The sequence below is a fragment of the Novosphingobium soli genome, assembly GCF_042432915.1.
Taxonomy (GTDB): domain Bacteria; phylum Pseudomonadota; class Alphaproteobacteria; order Sphingomonadales; family Sphingomonadaceae; genus Novosphingobium; species Novosphingobium soli.
Window position 1 is genome coordinate 253,019 of the sequence record NZ_JBHLWK010000006.1, and the last position, 20,454, is coordinate 273,472.

Here is a 20,454-nt window from a genome sequence, read left to right on the forward strand (position 1 = left end):
GTTTTTTCAATGAAAGAGGATAGAGGATCATGAACAGCGCATCAAAATCCGTCCTGCCCTTCACCGCCGCGCTGGCCGCCGCGCTCATGCTCGCCGGCTGCGGCAGCAAGAAGGACGAGACCGTGCCCGCCGCGACCGATTCCGCGGCGCCCTCCAACCTCGCGACCGATGGCTCGGGCAGCGCGGCGGGCGAGGCGGACACGAGCGACAATGCCATGCACGATGCCATGAAGGACAAGGAGCAGATGGAACGCCATCATCGCCAGGAAATGGACCATGACGCAATGCGCCAGGGCGGCATGAACCAGGGCGCTCCGGCGACCGACCCGGCGCCGATGAACCAGGCGACCCCGATGAAAGACATGTAAAAATCGTACGGGGATCCGGGATGCTGAATGCGATCGGCCTGCGCGGCCTGAGCCTTTGCGCGGCGCTCGCGCTGGGACTGTCCACCATCGCGAGCGCTCAGGAAGGCGAAGACCATGCCGCGCATCATGGCGGCGCGGCGTCGTCCATGGCCGGCGGCGACCCCATGGCGCCGTCGACGCCTGCGAACGGGTCCGGCATGGACGCGATGATGGGCGAGATGATGGGCGAAGCCGGCGAGCATGGCCGGAAGACGGGCCCCTTCATGTCCCAGTTGCTTGTGCCCACGCTCGGCGCGGACGATCGCAACCGGATCGCCCGGCAGGCGCGCGAACGTGTCGAGCAGGGGCTCGCCCTGATCGGCGAGGCGTCGACCGCCGCCCGCTCGGCTGATGCCGGAACGCGGACCGAGGCGGCCTGGCGGATGCGCGAGGGTGCCGACTTATTCCGTAGCGGCTCCACCGCGCTCGCCGCGCTCGATGGCGAACGGCCTCCCGAGCACACCGCCGTCTCGTGGTTCCGCGAGCAGATGGGCCTCGGCCCGCTACCGCACGAGATGCCGGCGCGGTGGTTGGGCGTCTCACCGTCGCATTTCATGCTGATGTTCGTGCTGGCGCTGGTCAGCGCCACACTCATCGCGCTTCAGCTCGCGCGGCTGCGCCGGATCCGGAAGATCGTCGGCGCAGGCGCGCCAGCGACGCCGGCGCTCGGAGCCGCGCCGGCCATTCCGGCCCCGGTCTCGCCCAAGGTTGCGCCGGCTTCCGCGACTGGCCCCGACGCCCTCGCCCCCAGCAATTCCGCGCCGGCGGCGGGCGCGTCTCTGCGCAAGCCGAAAAGCTGGTCCGGCCAACTCCGTGTCGTCCAGATCGTGCGCGAGACTCCGACAGTTCAGACTTTCCGCCTCGCCGATCCGGCGGCCGACCGCCTGCCGTTCGATTTCCTTCCCGGCCAGTTCTTGCAGGTCGAGGTCGAGCCGGACGGCGGCAAGGCGGCGCGCAGGTCCTACACGATCGCTTCGTCGCCGACGCAACGCGCCCATGTCGAGCTCACCGTGAAGCGCGAGGAACAGGGTGTCGTCTCGCGCCATCTGCACGACCAAGTGTCGGTCGGCGACCTGCTCAAGATCACCGGCCCTTTCGGCGCCTTCACCTTCACCGGAACCGATGCCGAGAGCATCGTGCTCATCGCTGGCGGCGTCGGGATCACGCCGATGATGTCGGTGCTGCGCTACCTCACCGACACTGCCTGGCAGGGTGAGATCTTCTTTCTTTACGGTGCGCGCTCGACCGAGGAGTTCGTCTTCCGCGACGAACTCGAGCGGCTCGAACGCCGCTTCGCCAACCTGCATGTCCTCGCCGCGATGCAGCGCGCGCCAGGGACGGTGTGGCTCGGCCCCGAGGGTCCGATCACACGGCAGATGCTGGTCGATGCGGTTCCCGACATCGCGCACCGCCGCATCCATATGTGCGGCCCGCCGGGCATGATGGCGGCGATGCGCCAGGAACTGGCCGAACTGGGCGTGCCCGAAGCCCAGCTTCATACCGAAGCCTTCGGTCCTGCCTCGCTGTCGACCGAGCCGGAAACGCTTGAAGTCAAGTCTCCGGCGGCAGCCGCAGAACGAACTCCGACAGCGGCGCCATCCGTCGCGGCCACCACGATCACCTTTTCGGTCGCCGGAGTCTCGGCCGCACTGCCGGCGGACCAGACCGTTCTCGAAGCCGCCGAAGGGGCCGGCGTCGAGATTCCCTATGCCTGCCGCTCGGGTGAGTGCGGGGTCTGCGTGACCCGGCTGATCTCGGGCGAGGTCACCATGGAGGTCGAGACCGGCCTGGCGCCCGAGGACAAGGCCAAGGGCTATGTCCTCGCCTGCCAGGCGAAGAGCACCGGGCAGCCGCTCGTGGTGGAAGCCTGATGCGCGAGCGCGGCGATCTGCTCGTCGGCCTGCTGGTCGGTTTCCTCCTGCTCTTCCCGCTCGGTTATGTGCTGCATGTCGCGCCGCGCTTCCCCGGCAGCGCCGCGGGCGGCATCATCGGCATCGCCGCCGTGCTGTTCATGCTCCTGACGCTCCCCTATGTCGCCGCCAAGCACTGGTCATGGGCCGATCGCCAGCTGACCCGGTTCGTCAGCAAGCCAACACTGTTGGCCGTGCATGTCTATGCCGGCGTCCTCGCGCCCATACTCGGGCTCATCCACGCCGCACACAAGTTCGCCAGCCCGGTCGGCATCCTGCTGACGGGGCTGCTGCTGCTGACCGTCCTCACCGGCTTCGTCGGCCGCTATTTGCTGGCGCAGGCCGCCAAGGCGCTGCGCGGGCGCCGCTCGGAACTTGCCTCGCTCCAGTCGGCCTTCCTGCACCTGCCCGCGCCCGCCGCCGCGCAGCGCATGCCGGGCGCACCACTCTCGCGCTGGAAGCGCCTGTTCTTCGTGTCCGCGGAGCCGCCCGTTCCGGCGATGCCCGAGGAGGCCGAGGACATCGCGGCGGCGCTCGCCGACACCGAGTTCGCGATCCGCGCCGAAGAGGCGACGAACCGGCTCTTCAAGCGCTGGCGGTGGCTGCACATCCTCGTGGGAAGCCTCGTCTATGGCCTGCTGCTGCTCCACATCGGCGCCGCGATCTACTTTGGGCTACGCTGGCTATGACACGCGGCAAGCTGCTCTACTGGCTCTTCCTCTCCGCGTCGCTCGCGCTGCTCGTGCTCGCGGTCGCGACGCGCTCGAGCGCACCGGCGGGCGCAGGGCCGATCGCGCGGCTCGTCATGCCGGGGCCGCTGTCGGCCGCACACCAATCCTTTGGCGCGCAGTGCACGAGCTGCCACACGCCGCTCAAGGGTGTCGAGGACAAGAGCTGTATCTCCTGCCACGCCGGCACGGATTTCGGCACCAAGCAGTCGACGCAGTTCCACGCCCAGGCGAAGCAATGCACCTCGTGCCATGTCGAGCATGAGGGCGATCGCGGCATCGTTCGTATGAATCACGAGGCGCTGCTCGATCCGAAGGTCTGGCAGGCAGGCCCCATGTCGGCGCCGACAAATCCACTTCCGATGATTCCCGAGACGGCGCTCAACTGCGCGAGCTGTCATTCGATCCGCGACCCGCATCTCGGCCTGTTCGGGAAGGACTGTGCCAGTTGCCACACGACCACAAGCTGGCAGATCTCCAACTACCGGCATCCCTCGGTCAACTCGACGCAATGTTCCGAATGCCACAAGGCGCCGCCCAGCCATTTCATGGAGCATTTCAGCATGGTGTCGCAGCGCGCAGCCGGCTCCAAGGCGCGGGTCGATCAATGCTTCGCCTGCCACACCACGGACAGCTTCAACAACATCCGCCGGCGAGGCTGGTATGATCACCATTGATGCGGACTGGTTGAACGCCTTCTTCCGGCTTGCCGTAATCGGTCTCGAACTTGCGGGCACGCTAACGATCCTTGTCGGCGCCGCGCTGGCGACCTGGCTCTTTGCGAAACGCGCGCGCGCCGGCGACGGCACGCAGGCGTACAGCGCCTTTCGTTCCGCGCTCGGCCGGAGCATCCTGCTGGGCCTCGAATTCCTGGTCGCCGGCGACATAGTCAAGTCGCTGGTGATCAACCCGACGCTTGAGGACCTGATCGTGCTGGCGGGGCTGGTTCTGGTCCGCACCTTCCTCAGCATCTCGCTCGGGGTCGAGATCAACGGTCACTGGCCCTGGGAGGAGACCCGCATGGCCAGGGAGAAGGCACGCATGGCCAGGGAGAAGGCACGCATGGCGCCAGATGACACGGGTCCGAAGATAACGTGACGGCAAGGCAGTCAGGAGAGCCATGATGATCGAGAGACGGGAATTGTTGATTGCGGGCGCCGGCCTGGCGGTGGGCGCGGCGGCTCGTCCGGCCGCGGCGCAGCGTCATGCGATGGAGGGCATGGCGATGCCGATGTCGATGACCGAATGCATCGATGATTGCATCGCCTCGCACCGCATGTGCCTCCAGACGGCGGCCTATGCGAGCCGGAAAGGCGGCGCGCTGGCCACCGCGCCGCTCCTTGCCATGCTGGGTGATTGCGCGGAATTGTGTCAGGCGACCGCCAATTCGATGCTGCGCGAATCCCCGCTGCACAAAATTCTGTGCGGCGCCTGCGCCGAGGCGTGCGAACGATGCGCGCAGGAGTGCCTGCGTCATGCCGGTGACTCGCAGATGGCCCGTTGTTCCGCCACCTGCAGGGACTGCGCCGCAAGCTGCCGCGAGATGGCGGCAATGGATGGCTAAGTCCGACGCTTCGCACATTACGTATACTGATGCGCTCCGCGCCGCACCATCTCCGGGGCAAGCTCGGTCGAACGAGCGACAGACCGACCGTGCAACACCCGGGCGGAACTCACGAACAGACTGAAGGATAGCATAGTGCGAAAGAAGACGATCATTGTAACCGCGGCCGCCGCGCTCGGTGTTCTCGCCGTCGCCGCCGGACCGGTGCTGGCGGACGAGATGCCTCCCGGCATGCCGGACATCGCGGCGGCGCCGAAGGCCAAGACCGCCGCCCCCAGTGCCGAAGCGGCCCATCATATGCAGGGCATGCGGCACGGCGGCGAGCAGATGCACGCGCAGATGATGCCCGAGCACAAGATGGCCATGCACGGCGCCTCGGGATCGGACGACGCTTCGATGTCGGGCATGTCGCGGGGCGGCTGCTGACAGGCGACTAGGCCCGGTTCAGCGATGGCCACCACCAAATAACGGCAAAGATGTTGGCCCACCGTGCACGCCACGGTGGGCCACTTTTTTGGAGGACACCAAAGCAGGCTTTCGCGCGTCACATAAACCGTCGAGTAGACAACATGGCCGGACAGGATCGCGAATAGTCTTGACCCTGGACTACGGTCCAACCTGCATGATTGCTGCAATGCTCATCGGCCCGCCGGTGGATTCGTAACTTACGTATATCGACGACGAGGCCCCGACGGCATTGACGTGTCGACGATGCCGGACGCGAAGAATGCGGCGGCGGGCAGTCAGGAGACAAGCCATGGACAAGACGACACTTCTCGCGGCCGCCCTCGGCCTTCTCGCGACCGGAACCCTCGCCGCCGGCCCGGTCATGGCCCAGTCGGCCCCCGCCCATCCAGCAACGGCACATCCGGCGCCGGCGCCCTCGACGGCGCCCGCCCATCAGGACGGCATGGATCATGGCGGACAGCAGATGCACGACCGGATGATGAGTGACCACCAGGCCGGCACGAACAAGCCCGCGAAGCCGGGTCATGCATCGGGCACGCCCAAGCCGGCCGCACCCAAGGCGCCAGCCATGTCCGACAAGCCCAAGGACGATTGCTGCATGGGCGGCATGCCGATGCCCAAGGACAAGCCGGCCGACAAGCCCATGGGCCATATGTGAGATTTCCAGCCCCATAACAGACCACCCCAGGGGCTGGGGGCCCGCCGCCCCCCGCCGGCGGGCCAGTTCTTCGGCGAACCGGGCATCGGCATCCCACGGCATCGATCGCGGCCGGCCAAACTCGGACGCCCATGAGCCGGGGACAACAGAAGGAGCGGGATCATGTTCGAACAGGCTATCGGGACCATCAACGCCGCGCCGATCTTCCGGCATCGCTACGACAACTTCATCGGCGGCCGCTGGAGCCCACCTTCCACCGGCGAATACTTCGCCGACACCAGTCCGATCAACGGCGCTCCGATCGCCGAGTTCGCCCAATCGACCCACGAAGATGTCGAACACGCGCTCGATGTGGCCCACGCCGCCAGGGACCAGTGGGCGAGGCTTTCACCGGCCGAGCGAGCAAAGCTGCTCAACCGGATCGCCGACCGTCTGGAAGACAATCTGGAACTGCTGGCGCTGGCCGAGACGATCGACAACGGCAAGCCGATCCGCGAGACGCGCGCAGCCGACGTGCCGCTCGCCATCGACCATTTCCGCTATTTCGCCGGTTGCATCCGCGCAGAGGAAGGCGCGATCTCGACGATCGACGCCGACACCATCGCTTATCATTTCCGCGAGCCGCTCGGCGTCGTCGGCCAGATCATTCCGTGGAACTTCCCACTGCTGATGGCCGCCTGGAAGATCGCCCCAGCACTGGCCGCCGGCAACTGCACCGTCATCAAGCCCGCCTCGCAGACGCCGCTGACGCTTCTGATGTTCGCCGAGCTGACCGCCGACATCCTGCCGCCCGGCGTGCTCAATGTCGTGACCGGACCCGGGCGCACCGTCGGACAGGCGATCGCCGCCAATCCGCGCATCGCCAAGGTCTCCTTCACCGGCGAAACCACCACCGGCAAGCATATCATGCACGCCGCCGCCGATCACCTTATCCCGCAGACGATGGAGCTGGGCGGCAAGTCACCAAACATCTTCATGGCTGATGTCATGGACGCGGAAGACGCATTCCTCGACAAGGCGCTCGAGGGGTTCACGCTCTTCGCCTTCAACAAGGGCGAGGTCTGCACCTGCCCCTCACGCGCGCTGGTCCATGAATCGATCTTCGACCGCTTCATCGCGCGCGCCGTGGCGCGCGTCGCGACGATCCGCCAGGGCGACCCGCTTGACCCCTCGACCCAGGTCGGCGCCCAGGCGTCCGAAGAGCAGCTCCGCAAGATCCTGAACTATATCGAGATCGGAAAGAGCGAGGGAGCGCAATGCCTGACCGGCGGTGCGCGAGCGCTGCCGGGAGGCGAGCTCGACAAGGGTTTCTTCGTCCAGCCGACCGTGTTCGTGGGCCAGAATCACATGCGCATCTTCCAGGAGGAGATCTTCGGACCGGTCCTCTCGGTGACGACCTTCAAGACGGTCGAAGAGGCGATCGGGATCGCCAACGACACCGCCTATGGCCTTGGTGCGGGCGTCTGGACGCGCAACGGCAACACCGCCTACCGCCTCGGCCGCGCCGTCCAGGCCGGCCGGGTCTGGACCAACTGCTACCACCAGTATCCCGCCCACGCCGCCTTCGGCGGCTACAAGGCGTCGGGCTTTGGCCGCGAAAACCACAAGGCGATGCTCGACCACTACCAGCAGACCAAGAACCTGCTCGTCTCATACGACGAGCACGCGCTCGGCCTGTTCTGACGTCCTCGCTCAAAGGGAGAAACAGACATGGCAACCATGAAGGCGGCCGTCGTCCGCGCATTCGGCAAGCCGCTGGTCATTGAGGAGGCACCGATCCCAACGGTCGGACCGGGCCAGATCCTCGTGAAGATCGCCGCGACCGGCGTGTGCCACACCGATCTGCACGCGGCCGAGGGCGACTGGCCGGTCAAGCCCAACCCGCCCTTTATTCCCGGCCATGAAGGCGTCGGCCATGTCGCCGCGGTCGGATCGGGCGTCACCCACGTCAAGGAAGGCGACCGCGTCGGCGTTCCCTGGCTCTATACCGCCTGCGGCCACTGTGTGCATTGCCTGGGCGGCTGGGAGACGCTGTGCGAGACCCAGCAGAACACTGGCTATTCGGTCAACGGCAGTTTCGCCGAATATGTCCTCGCCGATCCGAACTATGTCGGTCACCTCCCCGACAATGTGGAATTCCTCGACATCGCGCCGATCCTCTGCGCGGGTGTCACGGTCTACAAGGGGCTAAAGGCCACCGAGGCCAGGCCCGGCGAATGGGTGGTCATTTCCGGAATCGGAGGGCTCGGCCATCTGGCCGTGCAATATGCCCGCGCGATGGGCCTCAACGTGGCGGCGGTCGATATCGACGACCGCAAGCTCGATCTCGCCACGCGGCTCGGCGCGACGTTGACGGTTAACGCGCTCCACCACGATCCCGCGGCAACGCTCAAGACCGCGATCGGCGGCGCGCACGGCGCCCTGGTGACCGCCGTTTCGCCGAAGGCGTTCCAGCAGGCGCTCGGCATGGTTCGGCGGGGTGGTACGGTGGCGCTGAACGGCCTGCCGCCGGGCGACTTCCCGCTGTCGATCTTCGATACCGTCTTGAATGGCATCACCGTTCGCGGCTCGATCGTCGGCACCCGGCTCGACCTTCTCGAAGCGCTGGCCTTCGCCGGCGAGGGAAAGGTCCACGCGACCGTGCATGCGGAGAAGCTCGAGAACATCAACGACGTCTTCGCGCGCATGCATCACGGCGACATCGAGGGCCGGATCGTCCTCGACCTCGCCTGACCCTCCCGACGAAAGAACAGGGACCATGCATCCACCTCTTGCCTTGCCGATCGCCCGGCGCCGTTTCGTCCAGGGGCTGGCGGTCGGCGGCGCCGTCGCGGGCTTCGCGCCGGCGCTGCTGGCGCGATCCGCCACCGCGTCCACGCCCGAGCTTCGCGGGACCGAGTTCGACCTCGAGCTTGCCGAACTGCCGGTCAACTTCACCGGCAAGCGCCGGGTCGCGACGGCCGTGAACGGCAGCGTGCCCGCACCGGTCCTACGCTTCCGCGAAGGAGACACGGTGACGCTGCGGGTGCGCAACGCACTCAAGGAGATGTCCAGCATCCACTGGCACGGAATCATCCTGCCCCCCGAGATGGACGGTGTGCCGGGCATCAGCTTCGCCGGCATCGCGCCCGGCGAGACATTCACCTATCGCTTCGAGCTGCGCCAGACCGGCACGTACTGGTATCATGCCCATACGCTCGCCGAGCAGACCGGCCTCTATGGCGCGATCGTGGTGGAGCCGCGCGAACCTGTCGCCGCCGCGCCGGATCGCGACTATTCCGTGATCCTCAGCGACTGGTCGGACGAGCCGCCGTTGCAGATCTTCACCAACCTCAAGAAGCTGAGCAGCTACTACAACTTCGCGCAGCCGACCGCGGGCGACTTCCTCAAGGACGTGCGCCGGCTGGGGCTCGGCAAGGCGCTCGATCGGCGGGCGATGTGGAACGGCTCGCGGATGAACCCGACCGACACCAGCGACATCTCGGCGGCGACCTATACCTACCTCATGAACGGGACGGCGCCGTCCGGCAACTGGACCGGCATCGCCGCGCCGGGCGAGCGTGTTCGCCTGCGCTTCGTCTGCGCGGGTACGGCGACCTTCTTCGACGTGCGGATCCCCGGCGTCGCGCTGACCGTCGTCGCGACCGACGGGCAACCCGTCGAGCCGGTCACGGTCGAGGAGTTCCGCATCGGACCGGGCGAGACCTACGACGTCGAGTTCACCATGCCCGACGCCAAGGCCCATACGATCTTCGCCCAGTCGATCGACCGGACCGGCTACGCCCGCGGCACGATCGCGCCCGCGCCCGGCATGACCGCGGCGGTGCCGCCGCTCGACGAGCGCCCCTGGCTCGATCCCGTCGACATGATGGGCGCCATGGCCACGATGGACGGGATGGGCGGTGGCGAGCACGCCGGGCACGGCATGACCGAGATGCCACCCAAGGCCCGCCACGCGCGCACCGAATATGGCGCCAACACCGACATGCGGGTCGACTATCCGCGCGCCAATCTCGACGATCCCGGCGTCGGCCTGCGCGGCCGGTCCTGGCGCGTGCTGACGCTGGCGGACCTGCGTACGCCGGGCGGCGATCCCGATCCGCGCGAGCCCGAGCGCGAGATCGAGCTCCACCTCAACGGCAATATGGAGCGCTTCATCTGGGCGCTGGACGGCATCAAGCTCAACGATGCGCGGCCGCTGCGTTTCCGGCCGGGCGAGCGACTGCGCGTCACGCTGGTCAACGACACGATGATGGCGCACCCGATGCACCTCCACGGCATGTGGAGCGACGTCGAGGCCCCTGATGGAAGCTTCCAGGTCCGCAAGCATACCGTGGTCGTCCAGCCCGCCCAGCGCGTCAGCTTCCGCGTCACCGCCGACGCGATGGGTCGCTGGGCGTTCCATTGCCATCTTCTCTACCATATGGCGGCCGGCATGTTCCGGGAGGTGGTGGTCGCATGATCGCTCTCGCTTCTCGCCACGCCGGAATGGCCGCCCTCGCCATGATGCTCTCTGCGGCAGCCGCGATGCCCGCTTCCGCCCAGGACGCGCCTCACCAGCATGCCCCGACGGAGCCGCAGACCGGTCAGCAGACCGAACCCGCGCCACAGGCCGATGATCATGCGGGCATGGAGATGCCCGGCGCCGAAAAGCCCGGCGCCGCAATGGAAATGGACATGGGCCGCATGCAGGGCGGCAAGGCCCCGCCCGATGCTCGCAATTCCGACGACTATGCCGAAGGCTACCGCAATTCGATGCTACCGGGTTGGGAAATGTCCGACAAGCTTTCTATCCCGAGGGTGCTCGTCGACGAACTCGAATTCGCCACCGGCAATGAAGGCCAAGGCTTCGGCTGGACCGTGCAGATCGCGAGCGGACCCGACAACGACAAGCTCTGGCTGCGCAGCCAGGGCCTGAAGAACTCGCGCGACCGTCTCGACCGCGAAAGCAGCGTCGAGGCGCTGTGGTGGCACAGCAGCGGCCCGTTCTGGGGAACGCTGCTGGGCGTGCGCCAGGATCTCGGCAAGGGCGCGACGACATGGCTCGCGGCCGGCGTCGAGGGACTCGCGCCTTACTGGTTCGAGGTCCAGCTCACCGGCTATGTGGGCGACGACGGCCGGCTCGCGGCGCGCGCCAAGGCCTCTTACGAGGTTCTGTTCACCAACCGCCTGATCCTGACCCCGCAGGTCGAGACCAACATCTATTCCAAGCGCTCCACCAACCGGGAGCTCGGCGGCGGCTTCAGCAACATCGAGCTGAGCGGCCGGCTGCGCTACGAATTCTCGCGCAAGGTCGCGCCCTATGTGGGCTTCGTCTGGGAACGCGCGCTCGGCGGCACCGGCGATTTCCGGCGCACGGAAGGCGAAAGTCTGGTCGAGCGTCGTGTAGTCGTCGGCGTCCGACTGCTGTTGTGATCCCGGACGGTGCATCCGGGATATCGGAGGCCAACCCGCACTGTCGCGACCCCAGGCACGGACTCCGATCGCTCTCGTCCATCATGCTCCTGCTCGCGGCCGCGGCCGCTGCGGCCGGCCAGACCGCCATCCTCGCCTTCCTGCCGACGCTGGTCGACAGCGGAGCAGCCGGCCTTGCGCCGCGCACGCATGACTTCCATGTCGCCAGCCTGACCACCGTCCATCCGTTCGCTGCCCTGTTGCTGGCGCCGTTCTGGGGCCGGCTCGCGGATCGGATGGACTACCGGATCATCCTGCGCACCGCTCTCATCGTCTTGGCGCTCGCGACCGCCCCGATCGGAGCGGTGTCGCTCCCGGCGCTCTATCTACTGCGCGCACTGGCCGGAATGGCTTCCGCCGCCATCATACCGCTGGCGCTGCTATCCGCGAGCTCCGCGGTGCCCGAGCGCGGCGAGCAGGCCAAGCGCTTCACCTGGCTGACAGCGTTCGTCTTCCTGGGAGACATGGCCGGGCCGCTGCTCGCCGAGGGCTCTGCCGCCCTGACGCCTCGCACACCGCTACTGATGGTGGGGCTCGGCATCGCTGTCGTGGCCATCCTGCTGGGCCTCGCCCATCTGCCGCCGCGCTGCGTTGCCTGTCCCGAAATCCGCCACCCACGCGCGTCGTCCCGCCCCGCGACTTCGCCGCTTCTCCTCATCGCGTTGGTCGGCGGCGGCGGGCTCGCGGCCATCCACGTCGCCCTGCTCGTAACCCGCGCCGGCGATGCGCCGAGCCGCGAGACGATCGCCTGGATGCTGAGCCTTTGCGGTTTCGCCATGCTCGCCGCGCAGCTGTTCCTCGCAAGGGTCGCCTGGCTCGTGACCATGCCGAGACGTCTTGCCGGCCTCACCCTCGCCCTGCTCGCGGCGAGCCTCTTCCTCTTTCCGCTGGGTCACGCCGCGCTTCCGCTGGCAGGGATCATCTTCGTCGCCGGCTGGAGCTCGGCGAGCCTTCGTCTGGTCACCAGCTTCTGGATCGGCGGGAACACCGTCCCATCCGGAGCCGGGCTCGGGTTGCAGCATGCCGCCGCCAGCGTCGGTCAGGCGCTCGCGCCATTGGCGCTTGCCTTCACATCGCCGCGCGGTCAGCCGGTCATCCTCTGGAGCATCGGCAGCTTCGCGCTCCTTCTCCTCCTCGTCCTGCCCCTCGCCTGGAGAGGGGCAAAGGCAGGATAATGTCAACAGCCCCCGCCCATCGGACACATGATCCACCTAATTTTCCGGAAAGGCGCGCCCATTGGCTGTCGCTGTCGGCCCGTCACGGCACCAGCGAAATCGCGGAAACGGAGAATAGGCTATGCAACTTGCCATAATCGGTCTGGGACGGATGGGTGCCAATATTGCGCGCCGATTGATGCGCGGTGGTCATCAAATCATCGCATTCGACCATAACCAGAGGGCGATCGATAGTCTCGCCGAGGAAGGCGCGACCACTGCGATCTCGCTGCAAGACGCAGCCACCAAGCTTTCTCGGCCGCGCATTTTCTGGATAATGCTCCCGGCAGGCGCACCAACCGAAAGCACGATCGACGCGCTGCTCGATCTCGCCAGTCCAGGCGATATCCTGATCGACGGCGGCAACAGCTTCTACAAGGACGATATCCGGCGCGCGAAGATTTGCTCCGCGAAGGGAATACTGTACGTCGATGTCGGCACTTCGGGTGGCATCTGGGGCCTGGAGCGAGGCTTCTGCATGACAATCGGCGGCAAAAGGGCATCGGTCGACCATCTCGATCCCATCTTCGAAACACTCGCGCCCGGGCTCGGCACGATCTCGCGCACGCCCGGCCGAATCGACAACGGAAGCGAGGATTCGCGTGCCGAGAAGGGCTATGTCCATGCCGGTCCGCCCGGGTCTGGCCACTTCGTCAAGATGGTGCACAACGGCATCGAATATGGACTGATGCAGGCTTATGCCGAAGGCTTCGACGTGCTCAAAGGCAGATCCTCCGACAAGCTCGCGGAAGACGAGCGCTTCGACCTCAACCTCACCGACATTGCCGAAGTCTGGCGGCGCGGCAGCGTCATCTCGTCGTGGTTGCTCGACCTGTCAGCAGCGGCCTTGGCGGAGAATCATACGCTTGACACGTACAGCGGCCGCGTCGCCGATTCGGGCGAGGGCCACTGGACGATCGAGGCTGCGATGGAGGAATGCGTAGCTGTTCACGTCTTGTCGGCGGCACTGTTTACGCGCTTTCGCAGCCGCGTCGAGGGCACGTTCGGCGACAAACTGCTGTCAGCGATGCGTTTCGGATTCGGCGGCCATGTTGAAATTCCGCAATGATCGGGGGGGCCCCGTGCTTCCACGATCAAAAGTGACCAGAAAGGGATTAGTATTGAGCAAGACTGATTTTCCAAAGGATTTTAAGGAATGTGGCGCCGGTGGTTCCGCGGCGAATGAAGGAGCTCACGCATGAAAATCAGCCTGTCCGTAGCCCTCCTGTTCCTTGCCGTGCCCGGCGCGGCGCTCGCGGCCGGCGATGCGCTCGTCCACCGGGATCCGGGCTGCGGCTGCTGCGAGAAATGGGCGCAGATGGTCCGGGAGATGCTCGGCCGGAAGGTGGTCATGCGGGAAGATCCTTCCCGGTCTGCCTTCCAGCGGCGCAACGGCGTGCCCGCCCGACTGTCGTCCTGCCACACGGCCGTCATCGACGGCATGGTATTCGAAGGCCATGTCCCCATTGCCGACATGCGGCGCGTGCTGCTGACGCGGCCAGCGGGCGTCAAAGGCCTAGCGGTCGCGGGCATGCCGCTGGGTTCCGACGGCATGGAAGTGGCGGGATCGCAGCGGCAGCCTTACGAGGTGATCGCGTTCGGCAGCGGCGGCCTGAAGATATTCACCCGACATTGAGGCGGTGCGGCAAATGATCCGCAAGTAGCCGTTGCGCTCCTCATTGGAGACCCGATCGCGCGTGACGGCCAACCGCATCGAGCACCGCCCGGCCGATCAGCGGCTTGGGAATGACGTGATCGAATCCGGCTTCGTGCGCTCGCCGTACAAGGCAATTGTCGTGAAAGCCCGAAATCATAATCGCGGTGCCGTTCCAGCCTTGCGCGCGCAACTGTTCCAGCATCGCAAAACCGTCTATGTCGGGCATGCGATAGTCCAGGATCACACAATGCGCATCGAGCGCCTCAGGGTCCGCCAAGAGGGCTCGTCCCGTCGTATAGCCGCACACCTGATACCCGTGCGACCGCAGCAACAGGTGAAGCGCGCGTCGCACGGCCGGATCGTCGTCGGACAGGAGGACCCTGTACTTGCGGTTAGAAGGGGAACGACGAGACGACATGAGGCGAGGCGCAATACCGCAAGGGAGAAATTTGCTTCCCAAATGCCCATTTTTGGTCGGGTTCGTCGCTACGTAAACATCGCAGTCACTTCGATTTGCGGCCCATGCCGGCGGCGAATGCGATCCTCAGGGCCTCGGACAGGTTGCGAACATCGAGCTTGGCCATGAGGCTGGCCCGATGGACCTCGACCGTTCGCGACGAGCATCCCAGATCGTAGGCGATCGTCTTGTTGGGATGGCCGTGCGCCAGTCCCTCGAGGACTTCCTGTTCCCTGGGGGTCAGGCCGGAGATGCGGACCTGCGCTTCGGAGGCTTCGATGGAGCGGACGTCGGCATCGTCGATTCGCGCGAACGCTCGCGTGACGGCCTGGAGCAAAGCCGCCTTCTCGAAAGGCTTTTCCAGAAAATCGATCGCGCCGGCTTTCATCGCCTGCACCGCAACCGAGATATCACCATGTCCCGTCAGGACGATGACCGGCATGTTGACGCCGCGTTCGGCCATCGCCGCCTGCACCTCGAGACCATCCATGTCCGGCATCCGGACATCGAGGATGACGCAGCCGGTCTCGGCCGACCTTGCCGACTTCAGAAACTCAACGCCCGATGCGTAGGTGACGACCTCATAGCCAGAGGTCTTCAGCGCGAAGCCGGCAGCCTTGCGGATGGCCTCTTCATCGTCGACCAGATGTATGGTTCTTCTATCCTCCATCGTCTCCCTCCGCCCGCGCGTGGATTAGTGTGAAATGAAAGCGCGTGCCGCCGCCATCGGGATGCTCTACCCAGATGCGGCCGCCGTGCGCTTCGATGATGGTCCGGCAGATCGAGAGCCCGAGGCCCATCCCGCCAGCCTTGGTCGATGTGAAGGCCTTAAACAGTTGCTCGTGGATCTCCTCAGCGATGCCGGGGCCGCTATCTTCGATCGTCACCTCGATCAGGCCATCATGCCGCAGAGTCGATGCCACCTTGAGGTCGCGGATCGGTGAGTCCGCCATGGCCTCGATGGCGTTGCGCATCAGATTAACGAGTACCTGCTGGACCTGGACCCGATCGACGAGAACCGGTGTCGCGGCGGGATCGACGGCGAAGAAGCTGCGCACGCCGCGCTCGCGCGCGCCGAGCAGCGCCAGTTGGCAGGCCTCAGCGATGACTTGGGGAAGATCATGAAGGTTTTTGTCAACCTCGCCGCGCGCGACGAAGTCGCGTAGCCGCCGCACGATGTGCCCGGCCCGAAGTGTCTCTTGCGCGGCATCGTCCATCACCGAGCGCAGGGAAGCGAACGGCTCGCCGTCCTGCTCGTCCAGCATGTCACGGATCGTTTCCAGATACAGCGCGACGGCAGCGAGCGGCTGGTTGAGCTCGTGCGCGAGGGTCGAAGCCATCGTCCCCATCGCGCTCAGCCGCGAGACATGGACCAGCTCGGCTTGCAGCTCCTTGAGCTTCAGTTCGTCCTGTTCCTTCGCGGTTAGGTCGCGGATAAAGCCGGTGAACACGCGCTGGCCGTCTTCTCCGGCCTCGCCGACCGACAACTCCATCGGGAAGGTCGAGCCGTCGCGGCGCTGGCCGACCACCACTCGGCCCACGCCGATGATCCGGCGCTCGCCGGTCTTGAGATAGTGTGCGATATATTCGTCATGACGGCCGCGATCGGGCTGCGGCATCAAGCAGGACACATTGCGCCCGATGAGCTCAGCTTCCGCATAGCCGAACAGGCGCTCGGCGGCAGCGCTGAACGAGGTGATCGTCCCGACCTCGTCGATGATGATCATCGCATCCGGCACGGTCGCCAGGATGGACTGCAGATGCTGCTCGCGCGTCTCGATCGATGCACGGACCGCCGCCTCGTCGGTGACGTCGCGCGTGATGCAGCCGAACCCTAGATGAACCTCGCCGTCGAACAACGCGGTGATCGTCAGGCGCGCCAGATATTCCGAACCGTTCTCACAAACCCTCCAGGCTTCGCGCTCGAAGGTTCCTTCGTCCAGCGCTGCCGCCAGATCGGCTTGCGGCCGGCCCGCCGTGACCTCGTCGGGCGGGTAGAACATGTCGTGGGGATTTCCCATGACATGTTCGATCGGCCAGCACTCGATCCGCTCACCTTCCTCGTTATAGCTGAGCACCCGTCCCGAGACGTCGAGCAGCGAGAGGATGTAACCGCCGGCCTGGCGCAGGAAGAGCGATGCGAGCCGTTCGGTATGAACCGCACCATCCTGGGAATTGCGATCATTGTCGATCACGGCATTCTCAGCGTCTGGTGAGGATGGCTTTCATCTGATCGATCTCCTGTCGCTGCGACTTTTCGATTGACCGGCAGAGCCCGATCACTTCCGGATCGCGCAGCTTCGCCTCGCGGCACATCAGAATCGCGCCGGAATGATGGGGAATCATCGAGCGCAGGAAGGCCGTGTCGCCGATCGTGGTCTGGGTCCGGATCAGCGCATAGCTGCCGAAGAAAGCGACGAGCGAGGCAGCGATCAGCGCGATGTTGGCCGCTCTCGAGGGAAACATGTGCCGCATCGCGAGGATCATTAGAACCACCATCGGCGCGACCATCATCAGCGTCATGTAAAGCATGTTGAGATTGTTGTAGAAACTGTCCAGCCCGTCGATCATGACGAACATCACGAGGTACATGATGACACCGCTGACGAGGGTCTGGAGCACAAGGCTCCGATAGGCTCCCTTTTGTGCGCCGCGGTGGCCTTGTGCATGGTCCATGGATCGTCTCCTTGATTCGGCCCCCGCCGATTTCATCGAGATTGCTTCGTGCCCAGACACCCCGCCCCACCATCGACCGCTCCCGACCCTAGAACCAGAAGCGGACGCCAACGACGAAGCTCGTGGCATGGACGTCTTCGCCCGCGAGGCGGGAAAGCCGCGCCGTATCTCCGGTCTTGCGCAGATAAGACACGCCGACATAGGGGGCGAACTGGCGGCTGATCTCGTAGCGCAGCCGAGCCCCCAGCTCGATATTGACGAGTCCTGAGCCAATGTCATTTTCTGGCACATCCTGCGCCGAAAGATTGAGTTCGAGGCGTGGTTGCAGGACCAAGCGCTGGGTGATGCGCTGGTCGTAATAGCCTTCCACCCGGCCCAGCAGGTCGCCCTTGTTCGAGAGGAATAGCGCGCCCTCCACCTCGAACATTCCGGGCGCCAGTCCCTCGAAGCCGATGGTCGCATAGGTGCGGTCGGGCCCGCGTCCAAAATCCTGGCGGACACCGGCTTGCAAGTTGAAATAGGGATCTATGGCATGGCTGTAGAGCGCCTGGACTTCCCCGGAATCGATCCCCCGGCCGAACTCGCCTTCGCCCTCGCTCTTGAGCCACAGGCGGTTGATGTCGCCGCCGTAGAAGCCCTCGCCGTCCCAGCGATAGCCGTCGCGCCCGCTGTGCGCCTGATACTCGAATACGTTGAGCATGAGCTGACCGAATTGACCGCCGCCGCTTTCCTTCATCATCGCCTCGCGCGAGCCGGCCATCTCGCCGCCCGGAAAATCGCGATCGGCGTAGTGATCATGCGGGACCGGCGGTGGCGGCGCATCGCCGGCGGGAAGCGCCGTGCCGGTCATCTCCATCGCCGGCATCGGCGCCTCACCATGCTGCGAATGATCCATTCCCGGCATCTCGGGCATCGCCCCGCCCTGGTGCTGCGAAGGGTCCATCGCCGATGGAGGCGTGGCGCCGGATTGGTGCTGGCTATGATCCATGCCGGGCATGGCCGGCATGGGTTCGGCGGACGGTCGCTTCTGATCGCTTGCTGGCGAGCCATGCTGGGAATGATCCATGTCCTGCATGTTGTCGGCAGCCGGCGTGTGCGCGTCTGCAGGCTTTGCCTTAGGGCGGGATCGCACGGGCTGCGAGGCGCGGGGCTTGGTGGGTGCCTTGGCCGGCTTGGTCTGTGCAGCATGCCCCATGCCGGGCATGTCGTGCATCGAATGATCCTGCGCGAACGCAGGCGCGGCGAGTAAGAGCGCGATGGTACTACCGAGCATCGGAAGCGAGCGGATCATTACGCGTCTCCCTTCGGGCGCACACTCACGACGCGCATCATCCCAGCATGCATGTGGTAGAGGAGATGGCAGTGGAATGCCCAGTCGCCGACCGCGTCGGCGGTGAAGTCCCAGGTCACTTTGCCGCCGGGCTGGACGATCACGGTATGCTTACGCGGCGCGTGATCGCCATGCCCGGTCACCAACTCGAAGAAGTGGCCGTGGATGTGGATCGGATGTCCCATCATCGTGTCGTTGATGAGGTTGATACGCACGCGCTCGCCCTCGATAAAGGGGATCGGCTCATGGTGGTCCGACATCTTCTCGCCGTCGAACGACCACATGAACCGCTCCATATTGCCGGTCAGGTGAATATCGATGCTGCGGCTCGGCGCCCGAACGTCGGGGTTGCGCTCGAGCGCCATCAGGTCCCTGTAGACGAGCACCTTGTGGCCGACGTCGGCGAGGCCTTGACCCGGCTCGCCGGTGCGATCGACCGGCATCGGTGAGATGGTCTGGACACCGGGATCGCGCTTGATCTGCGGCGCATTGCCGAAATCGCGCATCTTCATCGAGCCCATGTTCATGGCGCCGCCGCCATGGTCCATGCCCGCCATTTCGGCGCCGCCGCCGCCGGCCGCCATGGCCGAATGGTCCATCCCGGCCATCCCCGAGTGGCCCATGCCTGAATGATCCATACCCGGCGTCGCGCCGCGGGCCATGGTGGAGGACACGGCCGCCGCGCTCGCGGCTCCGGTCGCGAGGCGCGCCGACGCGTTCTGCTCGGCGCTCGGATCGACTCCGCGCGTCGCGCCGCCCGACATGTCCATACCTTCCATTCCGCCCATGGAGGACATGTCCATGCCCATGTCCTTCATATCGGCGAGCGGCCGGGGGCGCAGCAGCGGCACCTCGCCCGCCATGCCGGCACGCGGCGCCAGCGTCGCACGGGCCATCCCCGAGCGATCGATTGCCTCGCCGACGAGCGTGAAAGCTTTGTCCTCGCTGGGCGTGACGATGACGTCGTAAGTCTCGGCGACGCCGATCTGGAACTCGTCAACGGTGACAGGCATCACGTTCTGCCCGTCGGCCTGGACGACGGTCAGCGGCAGGCCCGGGATACGCACGTTGAAAGTGGTCATGGCCGAGGCGTTGATCACCCGCAGCCGCACTCGCTCGCCCGGCGTGAACAATGCGGTCCAATTGTCGGACGGACCGTGGCCGTTGACGAGATAGGTATAGGTGGAGCCCGTCACGTCCGAAATGTCGGCCGGGTCCATCCGCATCTGGCCCCAGTCGAGCCGGTCCTTGAGCTTCTGGTCGCGGGCCGACAGCAGACCTGACAGCGTCTGCCGCTGGAAGTTGAAGTGCCCTGGATTGACCTTGAGTCGACGGAAGATCGCTTGCGGCGACAGCGGGCTGTGATCGGCGAGCACGATCACGTGCTCACGGTCATAGGCGACCGGATCGGCGCCCGCCGGATCGATGATGATCGGCCCGTAATGGCCTTCCTGCTCCTGCAGGCCCGAATGGCTGTGATACCAGTAGGTGCCGCTCTGCACGACGGGGAACTGATAGAGGTAGTTCGATCCCGGCTTGATGCCCGGGAACGACACGCCCGGCACACCGTCCATATTGGCCGGCAGGATCAGCCCGTGCCAGTGAATCGAGCTGTCCTCCTCGAGTTGGTTGACGACGTTGAGCCGCACATGCTGGCCCTCACGCAACCGGATAAGCGGCGCGGGCACGGTGCCGTTGATCCCGATCGCCCGGAAGCGGCGGCCGTCGATGGTCATCGACTGGCGCGCGATGGTGAGCGTGATGTCCTCTCCCGACACCGTCGGCAGAGTCGGGCGCACCCCCGCCGAGATTGTCTGGGCCCAGGCCGGGAGCCAGGCGGAGAGGGCAAGGCCGCCGCCCGCGCGGGCCGCGCCCCGCATGAATTGCCGACGGTCGAGAACGGATGTCATGGGCGGCGTCTCAGCTCTTGT

General features: G+C 65.8%; 21 protein-coding genes. 15 read left to right on the forward strand and 6 right to left on the reverse strand.

The window, feature by feature from the left end; all coding sequences use genetic code 11:
- Positions 1-29: 29 nt before the first annotated feature.
- From ACFFJC_RS03125 to ACFFJC_RS03195, 15 genes are all read left to right on the forward strand, one after another.
- Positions 30-368 (forward strand): hypothetical protein, encoded by a 339-nt coding sequence (locus ACFFJC_RS03125; protein ID WP_379486046.1) that lies wholly within the window; start codon positions 30-32, stop codon positions 366-368.
- 20 nt (positions 369-388) lie between these two features.
- Positions 389-2,278 (forward strand): 2Fe-2S iron-sulfur cluster-binding protein, encoded by a 1,890-nt coding sequence (locus tag ACFFJC_RS03130; RefSeq protein WP_379486047.1) that lies wholly within the window; start codon positions 389-391, stop codon positions 2,276-2,278.
- Positions 2,278-3,006: a hypothetical protein gene (locus ACFFJC_RS03135; protein ID WP_086485571.1), complete on the forward strand. Its 729-nt coding sequence runs from the start codon at positions 2,278-2,280 to the stop codon at positions 3,004-3,006. The genes ACFFJC_RS03130 and ACFFJC_RS03135 overlap by 1 nt, the downstream gene beginning before the upstream one ends.
- Positions 3,003-3,722: a cytochrome c3 family protein gene (locus ACFFJC_RS03140; RefSeq protein ID WP_286866107.1), complete on the forward strand. Its 720-nt coding sequence runs from the start codon at positions 3,003-3,005 to the stop codon at positions 3,720-3,722. Before ACFFJC_RS03135 ends, ACFFJC_RS03140 begins: the two co-directional genes overlap by 4 nt.
- Positions 3,709-4,143: a DUF1622 domain-containing protein gene (locus ACFFJC_RS03145; RefSeq protein WP_086485569.1), complete on the forward strand. Its 435-nt coding sequence runs from the start codon at positions 3,709-3,711 to the stop codon at positions 4,141-4,143. Before ACFFJC_RS03140 ends, ACFFJC_RS03145 begins: the two co-directional genes overlap by 14 nt.
- A gap of 22 nt (positions 4,144-4,165) precedes the next feature.
- Positions 4,166-4,609 (forward strand): four-helix bundle copper-binding protein, encoded by a 444-nt coding sequence (locus ACFFJC_RS03150; RefSeq protein ID WP_086485568.1) that lies wholly within the window; start codon positions 4,166-4,168, stop codon positions 4,607-4,609.
- A 135-nt stretch (positions 4,610-4,744) separates the two neighbouring features.
- Positions 4,745-5,035: a hypothetical protein gene (locus tag ACFFJC_RS03155; RefSeq protein WP_086485567.1), complete on the forward strand. Its 291-nt coding sequence runs from the start codon at positions 4,745-4,747 to the stop codon at positions 5,033-5,035.
- 331 nt (positions 5,036-5,366) lie between these two features.
- A complete protein-coding gene (locus ACFFJC_RS03160) occupies positions 5,367-5,735 on the forward strand; it encodes a hypothetical protein (protein ID WP_379486048.1) in 369 nt (122 codons plus the stop codon).
- A 162-nt stretch (positions 5,736-5,897) separates the two neighbouring features.
- Positions 5,898-7,418 (forward strand): aldehyde dehydrogenase family protein, encoded by a 1,521-nt coding sequence (locus ACFFJC_RS03165; protein WP_379486049.1) that lies wholly within the window; start codon positions 5,898-5,900, stop codon positions 7,416-7,418.
- A gap of 27 nt (positions 7,419-7,445) precedes the next feature.
- Entirely contained in the window at positions 7,446-8,468 is a 1,023-nt protein-coding gene (adhP, locus tag ACFFJC_RS03170) for an alcohol dehydrogenase AdhP (protein WP_379486050.1), read from the forward strand.
- 25 nt (positions 8,469-8,493) lie between these two features.
- A complete protein-coding gene (locus tag ACFFJC_RS03175) occupies positions 8,494-10,197 on the forward strand; it encodes a copper resistance system multicopper oxidase (protein ID WP_379486051.1) in 1,704 nt (567 codons plus the stop codon).
- Positions 10,194-11,150 (forward strand): copper resistance protein B, encoded by a 957-nt coding sequence (locus ACFFJC_RS03180; RefSeq protein ID WP_379486052.1) that lies wholly within the window; start codon positions 10,194-10,196, stop codon positions 11,148-11,150. Before ACFFJC_RS03175 ends, ACFFJC_RS03180 begins: the two co-directional genes overlap by 4 nt.
- A gap of 83 nt (positions 11,151-11,233) precedes the next feature.
- Positions 11,234-12,364 (forward strand): MFS transporter, encoded by a 1,131-nt coding sequence (locus ACFFJC_RS03185; RefSeq protein ID WP_379486053.1) that lies wholly within the window; start codon positions 11,234-11,236, stop codon positions 12,362-12,364.
- Positions 12,365-12,485: 121 nt separating this feature from the next.
- Positions 12,486-13,472, forward strand: a complete 987-nt coding sequence (gene gnd, locus ACFFJC_RS03190) for a phosphogluconate dehydrogenase (NAD(+)-dependent, decarboxylating) (protein WP_379486054.1) — start codon at positions 12,486-12,488, stop codon at positions 13,470-13,472.
- Between the two features lie 129 nt (positions 13,473-13,601).
- A complete protein-coding gene (locus ACFFJC_RS03195; protein ID WP_379486055.1) occupies positions 13,602-14,039 on the forward strand; it encodes a DUF411 domain-containing protein in 438 nt (145 codons plus the stop codon).
- 40 nt (positions 14,040-14,079) lie between these two features.
- Here ACFFJC_RS03195 and ACFFJC_RS03200 read toward each other — a convergent pair whose 3' ends face one another.
- The 6 genes from ACFFJC_RS03200 to ACFFJC_RS03225 form a co-directional block, all read right to left on the reverse strand.
- A complete protein-coding gene (locus tag ACFFJC_RS03200; RefSeq protein WP_264447522.1) occupies positions 14,080-14,478 on the reverse strand; it encodes a response regulator in 399 nt (132 codons plus the stop codon).
- 85 nt (positions 14,479-14,563) lie between these two features.
- Positions 14,564-15,187 carry a response regulator transcription factor gene (locus ACFFJC_RS03205; protein WP_264447524.1) on the reverse strand — a complete coding sequence of 208 codons (624 nt, stop codon included), beginning with the start codon at positions 15,185-15,187 and terminating at the stop codon, positions 14,564-14,566.
- Positions 15,177-16,712, reverse strand: coding sequence for a PAS domain-containing sensor histidine kinase (locus ACFFJC_RS03210; RefSeq protein WP_379486056.1), 1,536 nt, complete (start codon positions 16,710-16,712; stop codon positions 15,177-15,179). Before ACFFJC_RS03210 ends, ACFFJC_RS03205 begins: the two co-directional genes overlap by 11 nt.
- 7 nt (positions 16,713-16,719) lie before the next feature.
- A complete protein-coding gene (locus tag ACFFJC_RS03215) occupies positions 16,720-17,193 on the reverse strand; it encodes a DUF305 domain-containing protein (protein WP_264447526.1) in 474 nt (157 codons plus the stop codon).
- Between the two features lie 88 nt (positions 17,194-17,281).
- The gene (locus tag ACFFJC_RS03220) at positions 17,282-18,484 is read right to left on the reverse strand and encodes a copper resistance protein B (protein WP_379486057.1); all 1,203 of its coding nucleotides are present in this window, start codon (positions 18,482-18,484) and stop codon (positions 17,282-17,284) included.
- Entirely contained in the window at positions 18,484-20,433 is a 1,950-nt protein-coding gene (locus ACFFJC_RS03225; protein ID WP_379486058.1) for a copper resistance system multicopper oxidase, read from the reverse strand. Before ACFFJC_RS03225 ends, ACFFJC_RS03220 begins: the two co-directional genes overlap by 1 nt.
- Positions 20,434-20,454: the final 21 nt, after the last annotated feature.

Bases quoted from the DNA above. Each gene is read 5' to 3' on its own strand.
- ACFFJC_RS03220 (WP_379486057.1), bottom strand. From the start codon at position 18,484: ATGATCCGCTCGCTTCCGATGCTCGGTAGTACCATCGCGCTCTTACTC.
- adhP (WP_379486050.1), top strand. From the start codon at position 7,446: ATGGCAACCATGAAGGCGGCCGTCGTCCGCGCATTCGGCAAGCCGCTG.
- ACFFJC_RS03130 (WP_379486047.1), top strand. From the start codon at position 389: ATGCTGAATGCGATCGGCCTGCGCGGCCTGAGCCTTTGCGCGGCGCTC.
- ACFFJC_RS03150 (WP_086485568.1), top strand. From the start codon at position 4,166: ATGATGATCGAGAGACGGGAATTGTTGATTGCGGGCGCCGGCCTGGCG.
- ACFFJC_RS03200 (WP_264447522.1), bottom strand. From the start codon at position 14,478: ATGTCGTCTCGTCGTTCCCCTTCTAACCGCAAGTACAGGGTCCTCCTG.
- ACFFJC_RS03195 (WP_379486055.1), top strand. From the start codon at position 13,602: ATGAAAATCAGCCTGTCCGTAGCCCTCCTGTTCCTTGCCGTGCCCGGC.
- ACFFJC_RS03180 (WP_379486052.1), top strand. From the start codon at position 10,194: ATGATCGCTCTCGCTTCTCGCCACGCCGGAATGGCCGCCCTCGCCATG.
- ACFFJC_RS03185 (WP_379486053.1), top strand. From the start codon at position 11,234: ATGCTCCTGCTCGCGGCCGCGGCCGCTGCGGCCGGCCAGACCGCCATC.
- ACFFJC_RS03205 (WP_264447524.1), bottom strand. From the start codon at position 15,187: ATGGAGGATAGAAGAACCATACATCTGGTCGACGATGAAGAGGCCATC.
- ACFFJC_RS03165 (WP_379486049.1), top strand. From the start codon at position 5,898: ATGTTCGAACAGGCTATCGGGACCATCAACGCCGCGCCGATCTTCCGG.
- ACFFJC_RS03135 (WP_086485571.1), top strand. From the start codon at position 2,278: ATGCGCGAGCGCGGCGATCTGCTCGTCGGCCTGCTGGTCGGTTTCCTC.
- ACFFJC_RS03215 (WP_264447526.1), bottom strand. From the start codon at position 17,193: ATGGACCATGCACAAGGCCACCGCGGCGCACAAAAGGGAGCCTATCGG.
- ACFFJC_RS03145 (WP_086485569.1), top strand. From the start codon at position 3,709: ATGATCACCATTGATGCGGACTGGTTGAACGCCTTCTTCCGGCTTGCC.
- ACFFJC_RS03225 (WP_379486058.1), bottom strand. From the start codon at position 20,433: ATGACATCCGTTCTCGACCGTCGGCAATTCATGCGGGGCGCGGCCCGC.
- ACFFJC_RS03125 (WP_379486046.1), top strand. From the start codon at position 30: ATGAACAGCGCATCAAAATCCGTCCTGCCCTTCACCGCCGCGCTGGCC.
- ACFFJC_RS03160 (WP_379486048.1), top strand. From the start codon at position 5,367: ATGGACAAGACGACACTTCTCGCGGCCGCCCTCGGCCTTCTCGCGACC.
- gnd (WP_379486054.1), top strand. From the start codon at position 12,486: ATGCAACTTGCCATAATCGGTCTGGGACGGATGGGTGCCAATATTGCG.
- ACFFJC_RS03175 (WP_379486051.1), top strand. From the start codon at position 8,494: ATGCATCCACCTCTTGCCTTGCCGATCGCCCGGCGCCGTTTCGTCCAG.
- ACFFJC_RS03140 (WP_286866107.1), top strand. From the start codon at position 3,003: ATGACACGCGGCAAGCTGCTCTACTGGCTCTTCCTCTCCGCGTCGCTC.